This window comes from Enterococcus termitis, assembly GCF_001730305.1.
Taxonomy (GTDB): Bacteria; Bacillota; Bacilli; order Lactobacillales; family Enterococcaceae; genus Enterococcus_L; species Enterococcus_L termitis.
Window position 1 is genome coordinate 349,158 of record NZ_MIJY01000023.1, and the last position, 16,761, is coordinate 365,918.

Annotated in this window: 14 protein-coding genes; all 14 read left to right on the forward strand. The window is 33.7% G+C overall.

The features are described from left to right. Nucleotides 1-218: 218 nt before the first annotated feature. A complete protein-coding gene (locus tag BCR25_RS12010; protein ID WP_071879527.1) occupies nt 219-1,535 on the forward strand; it encodes a replication initiation factor domain-containing protein in 1,317 nt (438 codons plus the stop codon). A 47-nt stretch (nt 1,536-1,582) separates the two neighbouring features. Continuing rightward, nucleotides 1,583-2,068 carry an antirestriction protein ArdA gene (locus tag BCR25_RS12015; protein ID WP_069663841.1) on the forward strand — a complete coding sequence of 162 codons (486 nt, stop codon included), beginning with the start codon at nt 1,583-1,585 and terminating at the stop codon, nt 2,066-2,068. Continuing rightward, the gene (locus tag BCR25_RS12020; protein WP_069663842.1) at nt 2,068-2,451 is read left to right on the forward strand and encodes a hypothetical protein; all 384 of its coding nucleotides are present in this window, start codon (nt 2,068-2,070) and stop codon (nt 2,449-2,451) included. The genes BCR25_RS12015 and BCR25_RS12020 overlap by 1 nt, the downstream gene beginning before the upstream one ends. A gap of 4 nt (nt 2,452-2,455) precedes the next feature. Continuing rightward, nucleotides 2,456-3,481, forward strand: coding sequence for a conjugal transfer protein (locus BCR25_RS12025; RefSeq protein ID WP_069663843.1), 1,026 nt, complete (start codon nt 2,456-2,458; stop codon nt 3,479-3,481). A 1-nt stretch (nt 3,482) separates the two neighbouring features. Then, nucleotides 3,483-3,821, forward strand: coding sequence for a TcpD family membrane protein (locus BCR25_RS12030; protein WP_139124573.1), 339 nt, complete (start codon nt 3,483-3,485; stop codon nt 3,819-3,821). Nucleotides 3,822-3,824: 3 nt separating this feature from the next. Then, the gene (locus BCR25_RS12035; protein ID WP_069663844.1) at nt 3,825-4,220 is read left to right on the forward strand and encodes a TcpE family conjugal transfer membrane protein; all 396 of its coding nucleotides are present in this window, start codon (nt 3,825-3,827) and stop codon (nt 4,218-4,220) included. Between the two features lie 125 nt (nt 4,221-4,345). After that, complete coding sequence (locus BCR25_RS12040) at nt 4,346-5,122, forward strand: hypothetical protein (protein WP_069663845.1); 777 nt, start codon at nt 4,346-4,348, stop codon at nt 5,120-5,122. A 128-nt stretch (nt 5,123-5,250) separates the two neighbouring features. Then, a complete protein-coding gene (locus BCR25_RS12045; RefSeq protein ID WP_069663846.1) occupies nt 5,251-7,773 on the forward strand; it encodes an ATP-binding protein in 2,523 nt (840 codons plus the stop codon). Between the two features lie 14 nt (nt 7,774-7,787). Beyond that, entirely contained in the window at nt 7,788-9,536 is a 1,749-nt protein-coding gene (locus BCR25_RS12050) for a CD3337/EF1877 family mobilome membrane protein (RefSeq protein WP_069663847.1), read from the forward strand. A 58-nt stretch (nt 9,537-9,594) separates the two neighbouring features. Further along, nucleotides 9,595-10,545: a lysozyme family protein gene (locus BCR25_RS12055; protein WP_379975123.1), complete on the forward strand. Its 951-nt coding sequence runs from the start codon at nt 9,595-9,597 to the stop codon at nt 10,543-10,545. Between the two features lie 361 nt (nt 10,546-10,906). Continuing rightward, nucleotides 10,907-11,491 (forward strand): TetR/AcrR family transcriptional regulator, encoded by a 585-nt coding sequence (locus BCR25_RS12060; RefSeq protein ID WP_069663849.1) that lies wholly within the window; start codon nt 10,907-10,909, stop codon nt 11,489-11,491. 29 nt (nt 11,492-11,520) lie between these two features. Next, nucleotides 11,521-12,300 (forward strand): class I SAM-dependent methyltransferase, encoded by a 780-nt coding sequence (locus BCR25_RS12065; RefSeq protein WP_069663850.1) that lies wholly within the window; start codon nt 11,521-11,523, stop codon nt 12,298-12,300. 328 nt (nt 12,301-12,628) lie between these two features. Beyond that, entirely contained in the window at nt 12,629-14,173 is a 1,545-nt protein-coding gene (locus tag BCR25_RS12070) for a helix-turn-helix domain-containing protein (protein ID WP_069663851.1), read from the forward strand. Between the two features lie 323 nt (nt 14,174-14,496). Then, nucleotides 14,497-16,716 carry a BspA family leucine-rich repeat surface protein gene (locus BCR25_RS12075; RefSeq protein ID WP_139124574.1) on the forward strand — a complete coding sequence of 740 codons (2,220 nt, stop codon included), beginning with the start codon at nt 14,497-14,499 and terminating at the stop codon, nt 16,714-16,716. Nucleotides 16,717-16,761: the final 45 nt, after the last annotated feature.

Genomic DNA, 16,761 nt, shown 5'->3' on the forward strand with positions numbered 1-16,761 from the left:
GAAACGAAAAGGAAGTGCGGAGGTTTCCTCGGCACGACTGTGTGGGCTTAAGAAAGGCAAAGCCTTTCTTAAGCGTTACCCCCAAATAATAACATGGGGGTAACTTTTATATAAAAGGAAAATATTTTTCATGAAATGCCTTGCTGTTCAGGCTTCTATTTATATTTTAAAGTGGTCACGGATCTAAGCGTATTTGGTCACAAGTGAGGAGAAGTTATTTGCAGATTAATGAATTAAAGCAATTACGACAAAGATTGAATATGAGTCAAGAAAATTTTGCAAATCATTTGGGGGTTTCACGGACATTCTTATCCAGAGTAGAGAATGGAAAGAAGAAGGCTAGCGCAGAGTTAATCAACAAAATAAAAAAAGTCTTTCGCTTGGATGGAGGCATACTCCCAATGGAAGCCAAAATAGATTTTCTAAGAATTCGGTTCAAAATAAATTCTTCTGATCAAGTGATTGAAAAGGTATTGAAGATGGAACCTAATGTATTTGGATATAAAGATTATGGATTCAATCACTATACGGAAACCTATTTTTTTAGTGAAATATTTGTCTTCTCTAATCCAAATGATATAAATATGGGCGTGATGATCGAACTAAGAGGTCAGGGATGCCGTGAATTTGAACTAGTATTAGAGGAGCGAAATGAAACATGGAATGACTTTTTTTGGAGTCTGTACAAAGATAATCTTTTTGGAAATGGACAAGTAGTTGATACTAAGATTACAAGAATAGATTTAGCTCTAGACGAAAAGGTATCCGTGATTTATCCCAATTATGATCTCAATGAATTGAAAAGTAAGTGTGAAAAAGGGTTAATAGATACGACTTTTCGGAATTTTGACTACACAGGTGGTTTCACAATAAACAAGGGACAACTCATTAACAAAGGGTTGTCTCTTTATTTTGGATCTAGACAATCTCATTTATACTTTAATTTTTATCAAAAGGATTATGAAATTGCCAAAGAGAAAGAAAGTTCAGTTGAAATGGCTCGTCAAAAATATGGAATTAAAAACCGCTATGAAGTCCGATTGGCGGATGAAAAAGCATATCTTTTTGTTGAATATTTGCTTTCCACTGGTGAAACACTTGAGTGGGTGACTAAGGAACTGATTGATACTTCGCTGAAAGTTTATGATTGCGATGAAGATGGTATACGAACAAGATACAGTGAAAACTGGCGAAACGTCATAGAAAGTATGCAAGAACTTAAGCTATCTATGAAAGGAGAAAAACCGAGCTATGAGAAATCTCTTCGTTGGCTATCTAATTATCTTGCTCCAACATTAAAAAAGATTTGGCTGATTGATCAAGCGTTGGGTAAAAATGAGTTGATGGATCGCATCGAAAATGCTGTTTTGAAGGATAAAGATGAGAGTGAAATCATCAAAATTACTACTAGTATCAAAGATTTATTGATTCAAGATAACTTTGAAGATGACATGGAAAATAAAGCATTGACGAGAAAAATAGAAATTAAACAAGAAGAAGTTGAACAGTTACTGGCAGAATTTCTTTTTGATTAGGAGCTATCTAATGTGGATAGCTCTTTATTTATGAAAGAGGTGAAAAAATGATTGAATTGTATATTGAAAATCCAGTGTTGAAGAGAGGACGCTGGTTTGAATTGCCTATTCAATGGGAACAAATTCTAGATAGATTGAGTTTGGAAGAAGATCAGGATTTTCTGATCACCGACTATATGGCTCCTTTCAAAATTTCCAACTATGAAGATTTTGATTTTATGAACGAACTGGCTGAAAATATGGAAGAACATAGCGGTCACGATGCTATCAATTATTTAGATGAACTGGTCAACTATGGCTATTTCGGTGATCTGCTTGAAGTTTTTGAACATGTTGATGATATTCACGTATATACAGATTGCCATTCCTATAAAGATTACGCTGAATATTATATTGAAGAGTGTGGTTATTTATCAGGGGTACCGGATATTATTGCTTGGCATATCGATTATGAAGGTATTGGTAGGGACTTAAGCATGGATGGAAATCTTTATCAAGCTGATGATGGTGTCATTATTGAGGTGTGTCATTAATGGTAAATGATAATTCGTTATATAGAGAGTTAAAACCTTATGGTTTCATTTACTTGGAAGGAGAAATACCTGAAAAGCAGGCAAGAAGATTCCTTCGTGTAAAAAAACGATTAAAGCTAAATGATTTAAAGTTTCAGCCTTTGAGAGAAGTTTGTTTTGAACGGACACTCTCAAAACATACTAGTTTATACATTGAAGGTTTTGATCGTTATTCAACAACAGGGAGCTATATTGGCTTTCGCTATGACTTTTACAAAGCCACTTATCTTTTTGATTCAACCCCTACACGTTTAAAAATTTATGGTACTGATCTAACTAGACGAGAACTCCTTTACATGATAAAAGGGTTCTTTTTTTTGAAAGTAAATCATCCAAAGGAGTGAGTACATGAAATTTATTAAAGATAAAAAGTTGACTCGACCAGCAAAAATTAAGGAAGAGAAAACGGTTCAAATTAAAACAACTAGGCGACTTTTTTTTCTTTTGATTACCTTTCTAATTGTGAGCGGACCAATCGGTTTTTTTAAAGCAAATAAAATGAATGTACAAATGAACAAGCAACAAGAAGAGCTAACAAAAGAAATAAAAAAAACGTTAGATGTGAGCCAAAGTCAACTGTCCCCTTCATCTGAATTATTTAAACATTTTTTGAACCCCTTCATCGAGGTGTACATCAATGTACCTGCAGAACAAACCGCGTTTGAAGAGCGACTAACTAAACTTCAAGAAACCTACTATAATTTCGAGATTGAAGATGAAAAAAATCATGGAGTTGAACAGAAACTTTTATCCAGTTCGTTTTATCTAGTTGAAACAATAGCAGGTCGAAGAATTGCAACATATGAAGTTTCATATGAGAGTATCTCTCCAATAACGAAAGAACGTGAAGTTAAAGCAAAAGAAGGCGACAAAGAAATCACAAAAAAAGAGAAATACACCGATTATGAAACAACTGAAACTAGAGTCTTTCTGTCGATACCCTTTAAGGAGTATAAAGATGGCACCTTTAAGATCAATCATTATCCGTATCTTTCTACTGAACGAGTATTAATAACAGAACAAAAAATTGAAAAGAGAGACGAATCTTCAAAATATAATTCTCTTGAAAATACTCAAGAAAAAGAAGTGATCAGTTTTATTGAAATGTTTCTTGATAAGTATGTGAACAGTACAAAAGAAGAAATGGTGTATTTAATGAAGGAACCAGAAGTGCTCGCTGGCGAATATGAAATTAACAATATCAACATTGAAAATCATTTGAAGAACGAAAAGATACTTGTCTTTGCGACCTTTGAAGTAATAGATAAAAAGACAAAGGGTGTTCATATAGAAGAAATGACACTTTTATTGAAGCAGCGAGAAGGAACGTACTATGTAGAGAAACTAACACATTTTTTTGGAGGGATTGACTAGTATGAAGAAAATTTTAGTAGGAATGAATAAAAGGCTGAAAGATTTTTTAAACTCAAAAGTTTGGTTGGGATTGATATTTCCCTTTTGTTCATTGATGTATGCAACACCTGTTTTTGCGGATGCGAATGCAAAAGGAGCAAGTAACTATATTTTAAATGATTGGATTGCACCAATTTTTGGTGTGGTAGTTGTCTATCTTGTGATCAAAGAATTCATGGATGCAAAATGGATTCAAGGTTTTGCTATTCTGTTCTTTGGCGGAATTATTTATGCAATTATCAAAGATCCAGAAGGTGTGTTGAATTCTTTAGCCAATTTGAAACAGTATTTTGGAATTTAGCCTATGAAGAGAAATAAGCAGGTTTTTGATTATCGAGAACCCTTTAATGCACCGTATATGATTCGAGAAATTGCTAAAAATGTTCGTTTACCTTTTGTTGTTTACGCACAGGATTTCACGATTGCTATGATTAGTTTTAGTGTTACTTTTAGTTTTTTAATTGCTTTACTTGGTTTTAATCAACTTACTTTATTAGCGTCAGTTGGCGTTTCGTATGGAATGATTCAATTATTTAATAAGGTAGAACCTGATGGGAAAAGAGTGGACATCTTTGTCAAAGATTATTTGAACTACCTTGTTCATTATGGACTAATAAAAAATGTTGTGTATCATGAACAACTAGAAAAATTAAATCTTGAAAAGGCTGTATATAAGAAAGCAATAGTGAAGATGAAGTAGGTGTGCTCACCTATAAATAAATGTAGATTTTATTCATAGGGTTCACTTATAATATAATATGGGAACTATAAAATAAATCGGTAAATTATTTTTAAATAATACACTATGAATAGGAGCTTGTTACTGTGAGAATCAAAAAAATAGAAAGATGTGATAATTATTGTTTCAAAATATTTTTTGAAGATGATTCTACACATAACATCAATAAATCGGAGTATTTTGAAAGCTTGGTACTGTTAGTAATTAAAATTATGGATGCGAATATAGAGTATAACACCTCAAAAAATGCTTTTGAATTTGATAGTTGTGTAAATTTTTTATATGTGGTCTATCAATCAACAATTTATGTTGAAAATATTCATAATAAAAAACTACTATATTTTAACTTTGTAGATGATGACTTTAACAGTTTTACAGATGATCTTTGGCTTGAAGAAAATATTAGAAAAGTATCTGAAACAGCATTTCCAGATTTTTACACGTATTTTACCGGAGCCTATGCAAACTTGGGTGTATTATATAAGACGTTAAAAAAATTTGTGAAAAAAATGGGTCTAACCTACAGGGATTCAAAAAACGAAATGATAGAAGAGTTCACATTTATTCGGAATAAACTTTTAATACATCCAGAAGACAACATGGCACTAGCAGATAATGTTTATACTTCAATATCTAGTATGAATCAAATGGATTGGCATCAATCTGTTGATAAAGGGCTGGATATGACGTGCATGTTCCATTATTTTCACAAGGGGAATCAGCATTCTGTTGATCTAGCGGCTAATTATTTACAGTACGTTCAAGAAATAATTTTTGAGTTCTTAGAAATTTTACTCAAAAACGACTTCAAGAGAATCAATAATGATGATTTTAGTATGGAACATTATTTTTTTGATTTTTAAGCATATCATTGACGATTGAGGCTATTTTTTCGAAGCAATAAAATGACCTTGTAATTTTTTTAATATAAATAAACTTTTTAGAAGTAGCTTATAAGAGCTGCTTCTTTTTATTTGGAAGGCGGGGAACTATGAAATTAAAACAACCATTTGGTAAAGCCTATAAAAATCTGATAATCACAACAGACAACGAGGTTTGGGCATATTTTACCTGTCCAGGTGAATATGTTATTGGACAAAATAAGGAAAAACAAGAGAAACATAAGCGAATATGGAATCAGTTTTTACAGAGTTTAAGACGTTTTGAGGACTTTGAATTATTTCTAAATCCCAACTCTTATGATTTAGAAGATCGGCTAAAGGCATTCTCAGATAGTTTTGATATACAAGCAAAAGAGATGGGAGACAATGTTGTTTCAAGAACTCTAGAAAACTTGGAGAGTCATTTATCGGTATTAACAACAGAGAAGTTTTATATAGGTGTGAAACTTTCTGGTCTTTCTTCTGCCTCTTCTATGAAAGGAAGAATGAATGAGCGGATAGATCAAATTGTAGGAAAGGTATTAGCATTCAATCATTATCAGTTAGAAGTAGATGACTCGTTTCTGAAACAATATCAACTTTTGGAGGCGGAAGCTTTTCAGTTAGTTGGTGCGGTGAATGGACGAAGATTAATTGAAAAAGAAGTTATCCAAGCCTTTCGATATCATTATGTTCGTGGAATGAAGACTTCTTTTTCAACCGACTTTTCAGAAAAAGAAAAGTATTCATTAACAGATAGTATTTTAGATCCAGGAAAAGAACAGGGCTTGATTGAGATAAGGAGTTTTGAAGGTACGAGCTATATCGCCTTGCTGCCAATTCATAAGTTTGCTCCCAATCTAGTTTTAAATCATATTGTAGAGATGGTTCAAAGTTTACCCTTTCCTGTAGAATTTCGATTGAAAGGTCATTTCGAACCACTCAAAGGGGGAAAAGGGTTAAAAGGAAAATCCACTAGAGCCGGTAAACGATTAAAAAATAGCGCTAAAGAATCCTTATCGATGGGTGATGCCGAAATGAAATCTAGTCAGTTTAATCGCTATGCGCTAACTGACTTAAACAACAAAATAGATATGCGAGTCCCTATCCTTAAATGGTTAGGGATTTTTTGTGTCTTCGGCGAAACACCAGATGAATGTAGGCAGCATGTTCGAACGGTTGTATCACTATGCCAAACTAGAAATGTTGAAATTGTTAAAGGGTTAGCAGATCAGATTTTTCTTTTTCATCAGTTTTTACCCGGAAACAAACTAGGAAAAGAAAAGAACTGGTTACATTACACAACTGTAGAGGGAATTACTGAAATGATGCTTAATGTAGACAATCGAATTGGAGATAATGTCGGTATTCCTATAGGTATGATCTCTGAGATAAGAAATACACGAAATTTGTCACCTAAAGAAATAGCCAGGTCTAGCCGAAAACCAGTGTTTCTCAATCCTTCTATTGGAAATCAAAATGATATTGCTGACAAGAAAGCGAACAGCCCACACATTGCCATAACAGGACCTACAGGAAATGGAAAATCATATTTAGCTAAATTTATTTTCTTTATTTACATTCTTATGAAAGGAAAAGGGCTATATGTTGATCCAAAATCAGAATTCTTTGATTGGATTATTCAAGTTATTCAAAATCCAGAAAACCAAAAAAATTTCCCTGCTACCTGTGCTTTCGTGCAAGAACATTTTCATCAGGTTCGTTTAGATCCAGACAAAGAAGAAAATAAAGGGGTCTTAGATCCTTTTTGTTTTATTAAAAACAGGGTAGCTGCTAAGGATATGGCACAAGATTTATTTGAAGAATTGTATGATTTTACAAACGCCAGAGAAAAGAAATCTCGATTAGCTATGTTGGATGGTATTGAGCAAGTTCTTTATGATCGAGATCAAGGGAAACAAGTTGGAATGTTGCACGTTGTCGATGAAATGCTAAAGAGCACACACGAAGAGGTAAGGGATACGGCAAATCTTATCAAGAAGTCTGTCCAAGGTTCATTACTAGAATTGGCATTCAGCTACGGCGAGAATGACGGATTGAATTTAGACAAGAAAGTAACAGTATTAGAAGTACTAGGATTGGATATGCCAAAAGCAGAAACCCTGAGTATCGATTATAGTTCTACTCAACGAAAATCAGTCATGTTGATGATGTGTATTGGAAAATACTGTGAACTATTTGGTCTACGTGATCGAGATGAAAGTACAGTTGTTCTGTTTGATGAAGCTTGGATTTTTAACAGTTCTAGAAATGGACGTGCAATTATTAAAGCTATGCGTCGTGTGGGGCGAAGTTTTAACAATACATTGATCATTGTAACTCAGTCTGTGAAGGACACTTCTGAAGCAGATGATACAGGAAACTTTGGTCGGATTTTTGCCTATGATGATAAGGATGAACGAGAAGAGATACTGAAACATTTAGGATTAGAAGTGACAGAAGAAAATATTGATTGGCTGAAAAATCTCCCTAAATATCATTGTTTGTATTTGGATTTGCGTGGCAGAGTAGGGAAAATGTTAGTCTATTGTCCCTATGATGAGTTACATCAAATGTTGCAGACTGTTAAACGAAATGAAAGTGCTACTGCTGAAATGGCTTTTGTTAGTTAGGATGGAGGGGAGCAATGTTGCTCAAGGATATTTACCATATGGATAGTTACCAGTCATTCTTTGAAAAAGGTGGCTGGTTTAATATTGGAGAAAATTTGCAAAGTGTATTGAATGCACTGATTAATCTCTTCTTTGGTTTGATAAAGTATCTTGTGTTGGCGTTAGATTATGTAATCGATAAGTTGTTTAACTTAAATCTACTAGAAGGCATTTTACCTTCTTTATTTTCAAGTGCAAGTTCAATCTATCTAAAGTTATTCTCTACTTTGGGAATTCTTGTATTTACCTTTGTCATCGTGATGATTGTTCGAGATTTTTTTGAAAAGGGAATCGCTAAAGCATTAACTCGATTAGTTGTATTTCTATTGATCTACTTTGGAAGCCTTGCTTTTTTTCAGGAAGGAGCAACAAAAATTCAACAGGTCAACACGATTTCTCAAAATGTTCAAGGTCAGTTAGTCGATTTAAGTAGTGGGACCATTGACACGATTCATACCAGTAATTCGGATCGTTTATTGGGAAATACCAATCAACTGGATGGGACGACTAAAATCAGAAATTTGATCTTTGACGAATTTGTGTTAAAAGCGTATGCCTTGTTAAATTTTGGCAAAACGGATATCAGTGTAGAGCAGTATAATAATTATCTCGTGAAATCAGAAGAGACTTACGATAAGGATAAATCAAAAGATATAGAAAAAAAGGTTAAAGAAGATTCAGATGATAATACTTATCTTACGTCAGACAGGATGACTGAGAAGGTTATTGTGCTCACAAATACGCTAATCATGTTGTTTGTGATTGGATTAGCTGTATTGTTGATCGGGCTCGCGAATGTTTTAGTCCAACTACTAATTTATGCGTTGATTTTTGTCTTTCCCTCTTTATTATTTCTAGCATTGATTCCAAATATGCACCATCTTTTAAAGAATGGTTTTATGTTGTTAGGAACATTGTTTGCTTCAAAAGTTGCGTTAGGCTTTGGCTTTGGTTTATTGTTTTCAATCCTTAATCTGATCGATTCCTTTTTTGTGGTTACGAATATTGTGACGATGTTAGTAGGTCTATTTGTCAAAGTATTGTTAGTTGAGTTCATTTGGAAAAATAAAGGACAAATCGTTCGAACCTTAACCAAAGGGCAAGCAGAGCTGAAAGATTTTCGAAATCAATCAGGGAGAAATAACCCCAATCGTAAACAACGTAGGGAGGAAAAAAGACTTAGAAATAATCGCTTTGATGAACAAGAATATAGAACTGACACTGCTGAAAATGATTATTTGCGTTCAGAGATTGAACTTGAGCGAGCATATAAAAATGATGATATACAAGATCATATTTTAGCTCAAGCTGGAAAGGAAGAATCAGATATATCAAACAATGAAGAAGATGAAGCCGCTGATGTTGCTCGAAAAGACCCTGCTAAGGAGGAACATAATGATACTACAGAAGAGAATACTTCACGCTTTTCAACTGAGTATCCAGATGATCAAGACGATTTAAGCAATATGGAAACAGATGATTTGACGACTTCAAATGAGGAGGTCCATGAACACTTAAAAGAACATTCAGAGGTAGTAATTGAAGACTGGCAAATGAGAAAAGACGTAACTTCAAAGGAAGAAAAAATTGAAAAAGACCAATCAACACAAGAAAGTCCAGATATTATTTCGGAAGAACAAGCACAACAATTGGAACAGGAATTGATGGAATTAAGAAATGATTATACGGAAATAGAAGAGGATGATCCTAATGAAATCAATTAGGAAAGTAATTGCTATAAGCCTTTCTATTTTGTTGTTGTTCTTTGTTTTATTAACTGGTATGGATGATTTTGGAAACAGTAGTGGGATAGCTGAGGCTATTGGACTTCCAGAGATGGTATTACGATGGGAAAGTAAGGTAACAAAAGAAGCAGAGAAAAACGGTATTGTGGAAGCAGTTCCGTATCTGCTAGGAATAATTATGGTAGAAACCGGTGGAAATTCAGAAAAATATCCAGATGTCATGCAATGTTCTGAAAGCCAAGGAAAACCACCCAACAGTATCCAAGACCCAGATGAATCTATCGAAGTCGGTGTGAAATATTTTGCGGATATGTTTAAAAGATACCCAGAGTATGACCTATTGAATATTGTACAAGCTTATAATTTTGGCGGTGGCTTTTTATCTAGTTCTGGAAAAGAATACACACTTGAAAAAGCCATTCAGTTCTCTAAAAGTAAAGCAGATGGAGAAAAAGTTTCATACCCGAATCCAATAGCGATTAACCTAGGATATGATTATCGCTTCAATTACGGAAATATGTTTTATAGTCAGTTAGTGAAGCAATACATTCAAACAGGAAGTACAAGTAATTCTGGGAATTCGGATATTATTAATGTGGCATTGAATGAATTGTCGGAAAGCCCTCATCAAGGAGGACAAAAATACTGGTCTTGGTATGGCTTTAATTCTAGGGTTGAATGGTGTGCTATTTTTGTATCTTACAATGCAGAGAAGGCAGGAGTATCTATGGAACGCTTTGCCTACTGTCCTACTGGTATTGAAAATTTTAAAGCAAAAAATCAATGGAAGGGTCGGGCTCAGGAACCAAAGGATGGAGATATTATCTTCTTTGATTGGAATGGTAACGGAGTTAGTGATCATGTTGGGATAGTAGAAAAAGTTGAAAATGGACGTGTGCATACGATTGAGGGCAATTCGGGAGATAAAATTGCACGGTTGTCGTATGAACAAAATAGTCAATATATTATGGGATATGGAAGTCTTTAAAGTACAAGAAATAAACAGCTTTTTATTTTTACTATGCCGAATTCATGGCAGTACTACAATTGATCTTATGACCTTGAGAAACCAAGGTGAAGCATTAGTAAAAAACTTTTACTAAGAATTTTTTGACTACTTTTGTGTAAGTTTTGCCATAATAAGAAAGAAACCTAATTGTGGTTGATAACAAGGTATCTTTCTTATTTAGCATGGTGTTTAATTGGGTTATGCTTAATATTATGAATTAGGTTGACATAAATAAAGATTTATCTTAAAATGTTTTTATAGAACTTAAACGGTTTTTGTAGTTCTGTAAAAACTCTGATTCAGAATATATCGATTATTTTTTTATGAAAAGGAGAAAAACGTGCCAAAAGTTATTACTGAATATGAACGTCAACAAACAAGAAACGCGATTATAGAACATACGCGAAATCTTATATACCAAAGAAAAGGAATTAATAATTTTACTGTAGATGACATTGTTCGTTCTGCACGATTAGGGAAGGCAAAATTCTACTCATATTTCGACTCAAAAGAAGAATGTCTCTTTGAAGTGGTAGAACTTTCTTACAAAGAACAATTAGAAGGATTCACGCTCATTATGGATAGTGATGATTCATTAAGAAATAAAATGATCCGTTTTTTGAAGGAAATCTATCTTTCAGAAACGAGTATCAATAACTATTTCTCCCCTGAAGATTTTGAGTTGGTTCTACGAAAACTTCCTCCTGAATTTATTGAGAAGGAAGAAAGAATGACAAATTCTGTTCTTGAACAGGCTATGGAGTATATAGATCTCAATCAGACACAACTAGAGTCATTGGTTATGTTGTTGGATTGCTTGACCTACACTGCAAGCTATCCAGCAATATCAAAAGAAGCAAAAGAAGAGACCCTGGATACACTTGTATATTCAATAGCCGACTATATAGAAAAAAATACAAATTAGTAAATAGCAATCGTTTGGAGGGAAAACCTATGAACAAAGAAACTGAAAAAAAGCTTGCTGCTTCACTCACTTCGGAAACAACAGAATTACTTCCATTTATTCCGTATATTTTGCAGGATTTTTGGGAATTAGGAAGCAGTCCTCAAGATATTGTACATTTAATTAAGAAACATATGGCACTATCCGATGATAGTAAATTTTTGGATCTAGCTTGTGGTAAAGGTGCAGTTTCCATAGAAATTGCAGAGAAGCTAAATAAGGCTGTGATGGGGGTAGATTTGATCACTGAGTTTATTGAGGAAGCAAATGCTAAGACAAAAGAGTTACAGGTCGATTCGTTGTGTAAATTCGTGGTGGGTGATGTAAATGAGTTTATTCACAGCGAAAGTGATTATGATGCAGTAATTTTTGGTGCTGCTGCAGATATACTAGGATCTCCTGAAGAAACGCTGAAAAAGCTTCAAAGAACAGTAAAAGAAGATGGTTACGTAATAATTGATGAGGCTTATGTATCCAATGTGGAACTGAACAATCAAGTTAACTATCATAATTACGATTATCTTACTCGCCTTGAATGGCTTGATTTGTTCGAGAAAAATAATTTGGAATTGATTGAGGAATTAGAAGGATCAGATGATGTTGATTATGAACAAGAAAAACAATATTTGATAGATAGATCCAATGAGCTAATTCAAAAATATCCTGAAAAAAAGAAATTGTTTGATGGCTATCTTCGTAGTCAGTTAGCTGAATATGATGATTTAGATCAGCATATTATCGCAGTTACTTGGATTTTGCAGAGGAAATAAAAATAATTATTTTGATGGCATCGGTAGTTGCTTATTTTTGCGAATATAAAGCTATCAGAGAAATATTATTAAGAAAGTTATCAAGAAGACTTGATAGATAAGTCACTATTTTGGAAATCGTACATCAAAAGGAAAAAACGCCTTCGTTTTTCTACTGTGTTATGTCAATGCATAAACAGGATATAAATTTTTAAAATGTTAAAAATATCAAGCTGATAAGTTTATCTTGTTCCGATAGAATAACTAAGTGAGTAACAATCCTACTTAAAAAATGAGTTAAAAAAATGGAAAGGGAAGAGATTCTTACTAATAAAGGAAGTGATTTTTAATGCGAAAATATTTAGATTTGAAGAGCAAGAAAAAAGTCGCACTTCTTGAAAAAATATTTTATTCTGATAATCATTCGAGTACTCAAGAGGTATTGCTCGAGGAATTAAAAATTACCTACCCAACGCTCATTTCAACAATTGAAACGATCAATTTTGATATAGAACGATTTGGATTTAAAGGTTTTTCTATTATTCGTTCAGCCGAAAGCCTATCCTATACGATGAAAATATCCGATAATTGTAGCATTCAGTTGATAATCAATGCATATATAAGAGAATCACCAAAATTTCAGATACTTGAATCCTTATTGTTTTCTTCTTTTTCTAATTTACCAATGTTGGCAAAAAAAGTTCATATTTCATATTCCGCATTAAAGAGAGATATCAGTGAGTTAAATCAAGAATTAAGTGAGAATGGACTATTCATTTCTACTGGAAATGGTGTAGAAATGTGTGGTGACGAATTTACTTTGAGAATAGTCTACACTTTTCTATTTTTGACAACTTATAGCGGGGATCGTTGGCCGTTCTCTTTTATCCAATACGTTGAAATTACAAAACTGTTAGAGAAATGTCCGAAAGAGATTTATAGAGCAGATTCGATAGACAAGTCAATGCTAATTCATTATTATGTTGCTATTCATTTATTAAGAGACAGAATGAATCACAAGATTGATCAATCGAGGTATTTCGATGTGCCTTTGTACTCCGCATATACAAAGGAGTCAAAGGAATCTGAACTTGAGTTTATCAAAAACTTGTTAATGATTCTACCTGGTATGGGTAATGATGAAGTCGTATATACCTCTCAAATTTTGCTAAGTGCTATCCTTGCTTTTGGAAGTTATGCTTCGATTGATAAAACTCCTTCATTTTTCTATTTGGAGGATAGATTAAAGGAATTAGAATTCATGGATACTGTTCAGTTTACTTGTGATCAAGTGAATAGTAGTCTTTCAATACCTTTTTCGACGGAGGAAAAGGAACTTCTTATCTATTCATTGGCTAGTATAAATTATAGATACTTATTATTCAAAAATCTAATTAAAGAGTTTAGTTTGATTATCCCAGGATATTTCGAACTCGATAGAAATAAAAGAAAAGCTCATAAAATTAATCATTTGAAGCCATTAATCTGCGAATTAGTGAATCTCAAAGAAATGAGTTTGCTACATGAGTTTAAAGATAGACTTGTTTCTGATTATCTTATTATAATGGACAAACGAATTGATTTCTCTAAACATACGCTGCCTATTAGAGTCACTATATTATCAACTATATCAAATGAGACTGCCGTGTTTGATTTCATAAATTACTTTTCAAGCTATTACAATTTAGAAATAGTGAATCAAGTGAATTCAATGGTTGATTTATATATCAGCGATTTTTCGGTATCACCGTCTGTTTTAACCTCTTTACGCATCAATCAACCAATCGTTTATGTGAATACAAGATGGATTGAATCAGATTATTTGAAAATCAATGACAATCTAGGGAAAATAGCCAATGAGAAATTTATTCATAAACATAGGCTAACAAGTTAGTTAACATATTAAACTACAATACATAACAAATGAACATTGACCTTTATATAGAGAGTGTTACGGATGTTCATAATTTGAATAGCATTTAGACTTCTTAAACCAAGTGGAAATTTCACTTGGTTTTTTTGTGCATCTTAACTCAACATATTGGAAACCTCTTTAATTCGAGTATGATAATTATCAATCCAATAGATAAACCCGATATAAATTTTTAAAATGTTAAAATTTTTAAGCCGGTAAGGTCACCCTATTTCGGTAGAATAATTTTGTAAGCAAAAAGCTAATTTCAATTTATAATAACAAGTCTATTGGGAGGGGAAAAGGTGAAGAGCAAGTTCGTGAGAATATTTATGGTTGTGTCTTTATTATTAGCTAGCGTAGGAACTGCAAATATTTCTATGGCTCAAGAAAATGAGGTTGACAGTCCAAAATTCGATCAATCAGACTTGAAAATAGATTCTTTAGGAAATTTAGAATTTCAAACTGAGAATAAAATATTATCGGAACAACTATCAGAAGAGCAAATAAGCAATCAACGAGAGACAGACAACTCCCAAATTCCTGAGGAAGATGAATTATCAGATGGCGAGGGAATTGAAGAAAACGATAATTCAGATAGGTCTCTTTCAGATGAAGAGAATAGTTTGGATGAAATTATCGAAAATTCTGAAGAGTTATCAGAAGAAGATAAAGAGATTCTTAATGATGAATCGGAACTAATAGTAACTGAGAGCAGCATAATTGATTCAGGACAACTTGAATCTGGAGAGTGGATACTCTATTCTGACGGGCAATTGTATTTAGATGGAATTGTAACAAAAGAAGCGGCTCAAGCTTGGAGTCAACATGCGTTAAGTATAAAATCAATTCTATTTGCAAAAAGTTATTTGAGTGGAAGTTTTGACGGATTTTTTATGGAATATGTAAATGTTGAAACGGTTGATTTTGAAGAAGCAACTTTGGATGAGGTTACTTCTTTTAAACAAGGCTTTTACCAGTTGAGTAATCTGAAAAAAATTTCATTTAAGGATGTCCATCATTTGAAAAGTTCGCTGAATAATGTAGAACGTATGTTCTTTGAGTGTGCTAATTTAATAGATTTGGACTTAAGTGGATTTAACACCGGAAATGTGACAGCTATGGCGGGGATGTTTTATGGTTGTAGTGGGCTAACAGAACTAGATGTGAGTGGATTTGACACTGGCAACGTGACGACTATGGCTCATATGTTTAGAGGTTGTAGTGGGCTAACAGAACTAGATGTGAGTGGATTTGACACCGGAAATGTGACGAATATGAGTGAAATGTTTGTTAGTTGTAGTGGGCTAGTAGAACTAGATGTGAGAGGGTTTGACACCGGAAATGTGACGGATATGAGTCGTATGTTTAATCTTTGGGGGGGCATAACAGAACTAGATGTGAGTGGATTTGACACTAGGAATGTGATGGATATGAGTAATATGTTTAGAGGTTGTAGTGGGCTAACAGAATTAGATGTGAGTGGATTTGACACTGGCAACGTGACGACTATGGCTTATATGTTTTCTGATTGTAGTGGGCTAACAGAATTAGATATGAATGGATTTGACACTGGCAACGTGACGACTATGACTTATATGTTTAGAGGTTGTAGTGGGCTAACAGAATTAGATGTGAGTGGATTTGACACTGGCAACGTGACGACTATGACTTATATGTTTAGTGATTGTAGTGGGCTAACAGAATTAGATGCGAGTGGATTTGACACTGGCAACGTGACGATTATGAGGGGGATGTTTTATGGTTGTAGTGGTTTAATGAAGATTTCAGTAGGTGAAAATTTTGCGTTCGCTAACAATACAGATTTTCCCGAACTAACTTCAAAGTATGCCTGGCAGAAAGAGAATAACAAACAACTTTTTTTTAGCTCAGTTGATATGATCGCTTACCATAATGATTCGGATGAAACCAATACTTATCGAAAAGTAGCGTACGTAGAATTGACAATGGATGCTAAAGGTGGAAAGTTTGATGATGGTTTTGAAAAAAATACGCAAATCAAAGTTGTGGATGAATTATGGGAAGCTTTTGTTCCTGTAAAGGAGAATTATGAGTTTCATGGTTGGTATTTAGATGAAGCATACACGAGAAAATTTGATTTTTCTCAGCCAGCTACGGAATCGTTAGCGATTTTTGCAAAATGGATAGAGATAGGAACATATACTGTTACGATTCCCGCGAAAATATCGCTAAACTCAGAAGAGAAGCTAACTATTTCAGGTACAAATAACGGCTCAGGTACTTTGAAAGTGAATTTCAAGGAAACAGACAGTCAAATCAACAACTTCATGCAACTACGACTGATTCACAAGCAAAATGCTGATGCTACCGCTCATACAACACTGAGTTGGGAGCAACTATCTTCTGACATTTGGAATGTGTTAACTATTGAACCAGAGGCTAGTTCCGTATCTAAAAGCGCCGACATTGGGCTGACCAAACCTGAGAACGTACAAGCAGGTGACTATGAGGGACAAATGGTCTTTTCAATTAGCTATGAGTAAGGAGGTATAGAATGGATAAGAAAAAAATTACGATAACATCTATAG

Bases quoted from the DNA above. Each gene is read 5' to 3' on its own strand.
- BCR25_RS12015 (WP_069663841.1), top strand. From the start codon at position 1,583: ATGATTGAATTGTATATTGAAAATCCAGTGTTGAAGAGAGGACGCTGG.
- BCR25_RS12020 (WP_069663842.1), top strand. From the start codon at position 2,068: ATGGTAAATGATAATTCGTTATATAGAGAGTTAAAACCTTATGGTTTC.
- BCR25_RS12025 (WP_069663843.1), top strand. From the start codon at position 2,456: ATGAAATTTATTAAAGATAAAAAGTTGACTCGACCAGCAAAAATTAAG.
- BCR25_RS12030 (WP_139124573.1), top strand. From the start codon at position 3,483: ATGAAGAAAATTTTAGTAGGAATGAATAAAAGGCTGAAAGATTTTTTA.
- BCR25_RS12035 (WP_069663844.1), top strand. From the start codon at position 3,825: ATGAAGAGAAATAAGCAGGTTTTTGATTATCGAGAACCCTTTAATGCA.
- BCR25_RS12045 (WP_069663846.1), top strand. From the start codon at position 5,251: ATGAAATTAAAACAACCATTTGGTAAAGCCTATAAAAATCTGATAATC.
- BCR25_RS12050 (WP_069663847.1), top strand. From the start codon at position 7,788: ATGTTGCTCAAGGATATTTACCATATGGATAGTTACCAGTCATTCTTT.
- BCR25_RS12055 (WP_379975123.1), top strand. From the start codon at position 9,595: ATGGATGATTTTGGAAACAGTAGTGGGATAGCTGAGGCTATTGGACTT.
- BCR25_RS12065 (WP_069663850.1), top strand. From the start codon at position 11,521: ATGAACAAAGAAACTGAAAAAAAGCTTGCTGCTTCACTCACTTCGGAA.
- BCR25_RS12070 (WP_069663851.1), top strand. From the start codon at position 12,629: ATGCGAAAATATTTAGATTTGAAGAGCAAGAAAAAAGTCGCACTTCTT.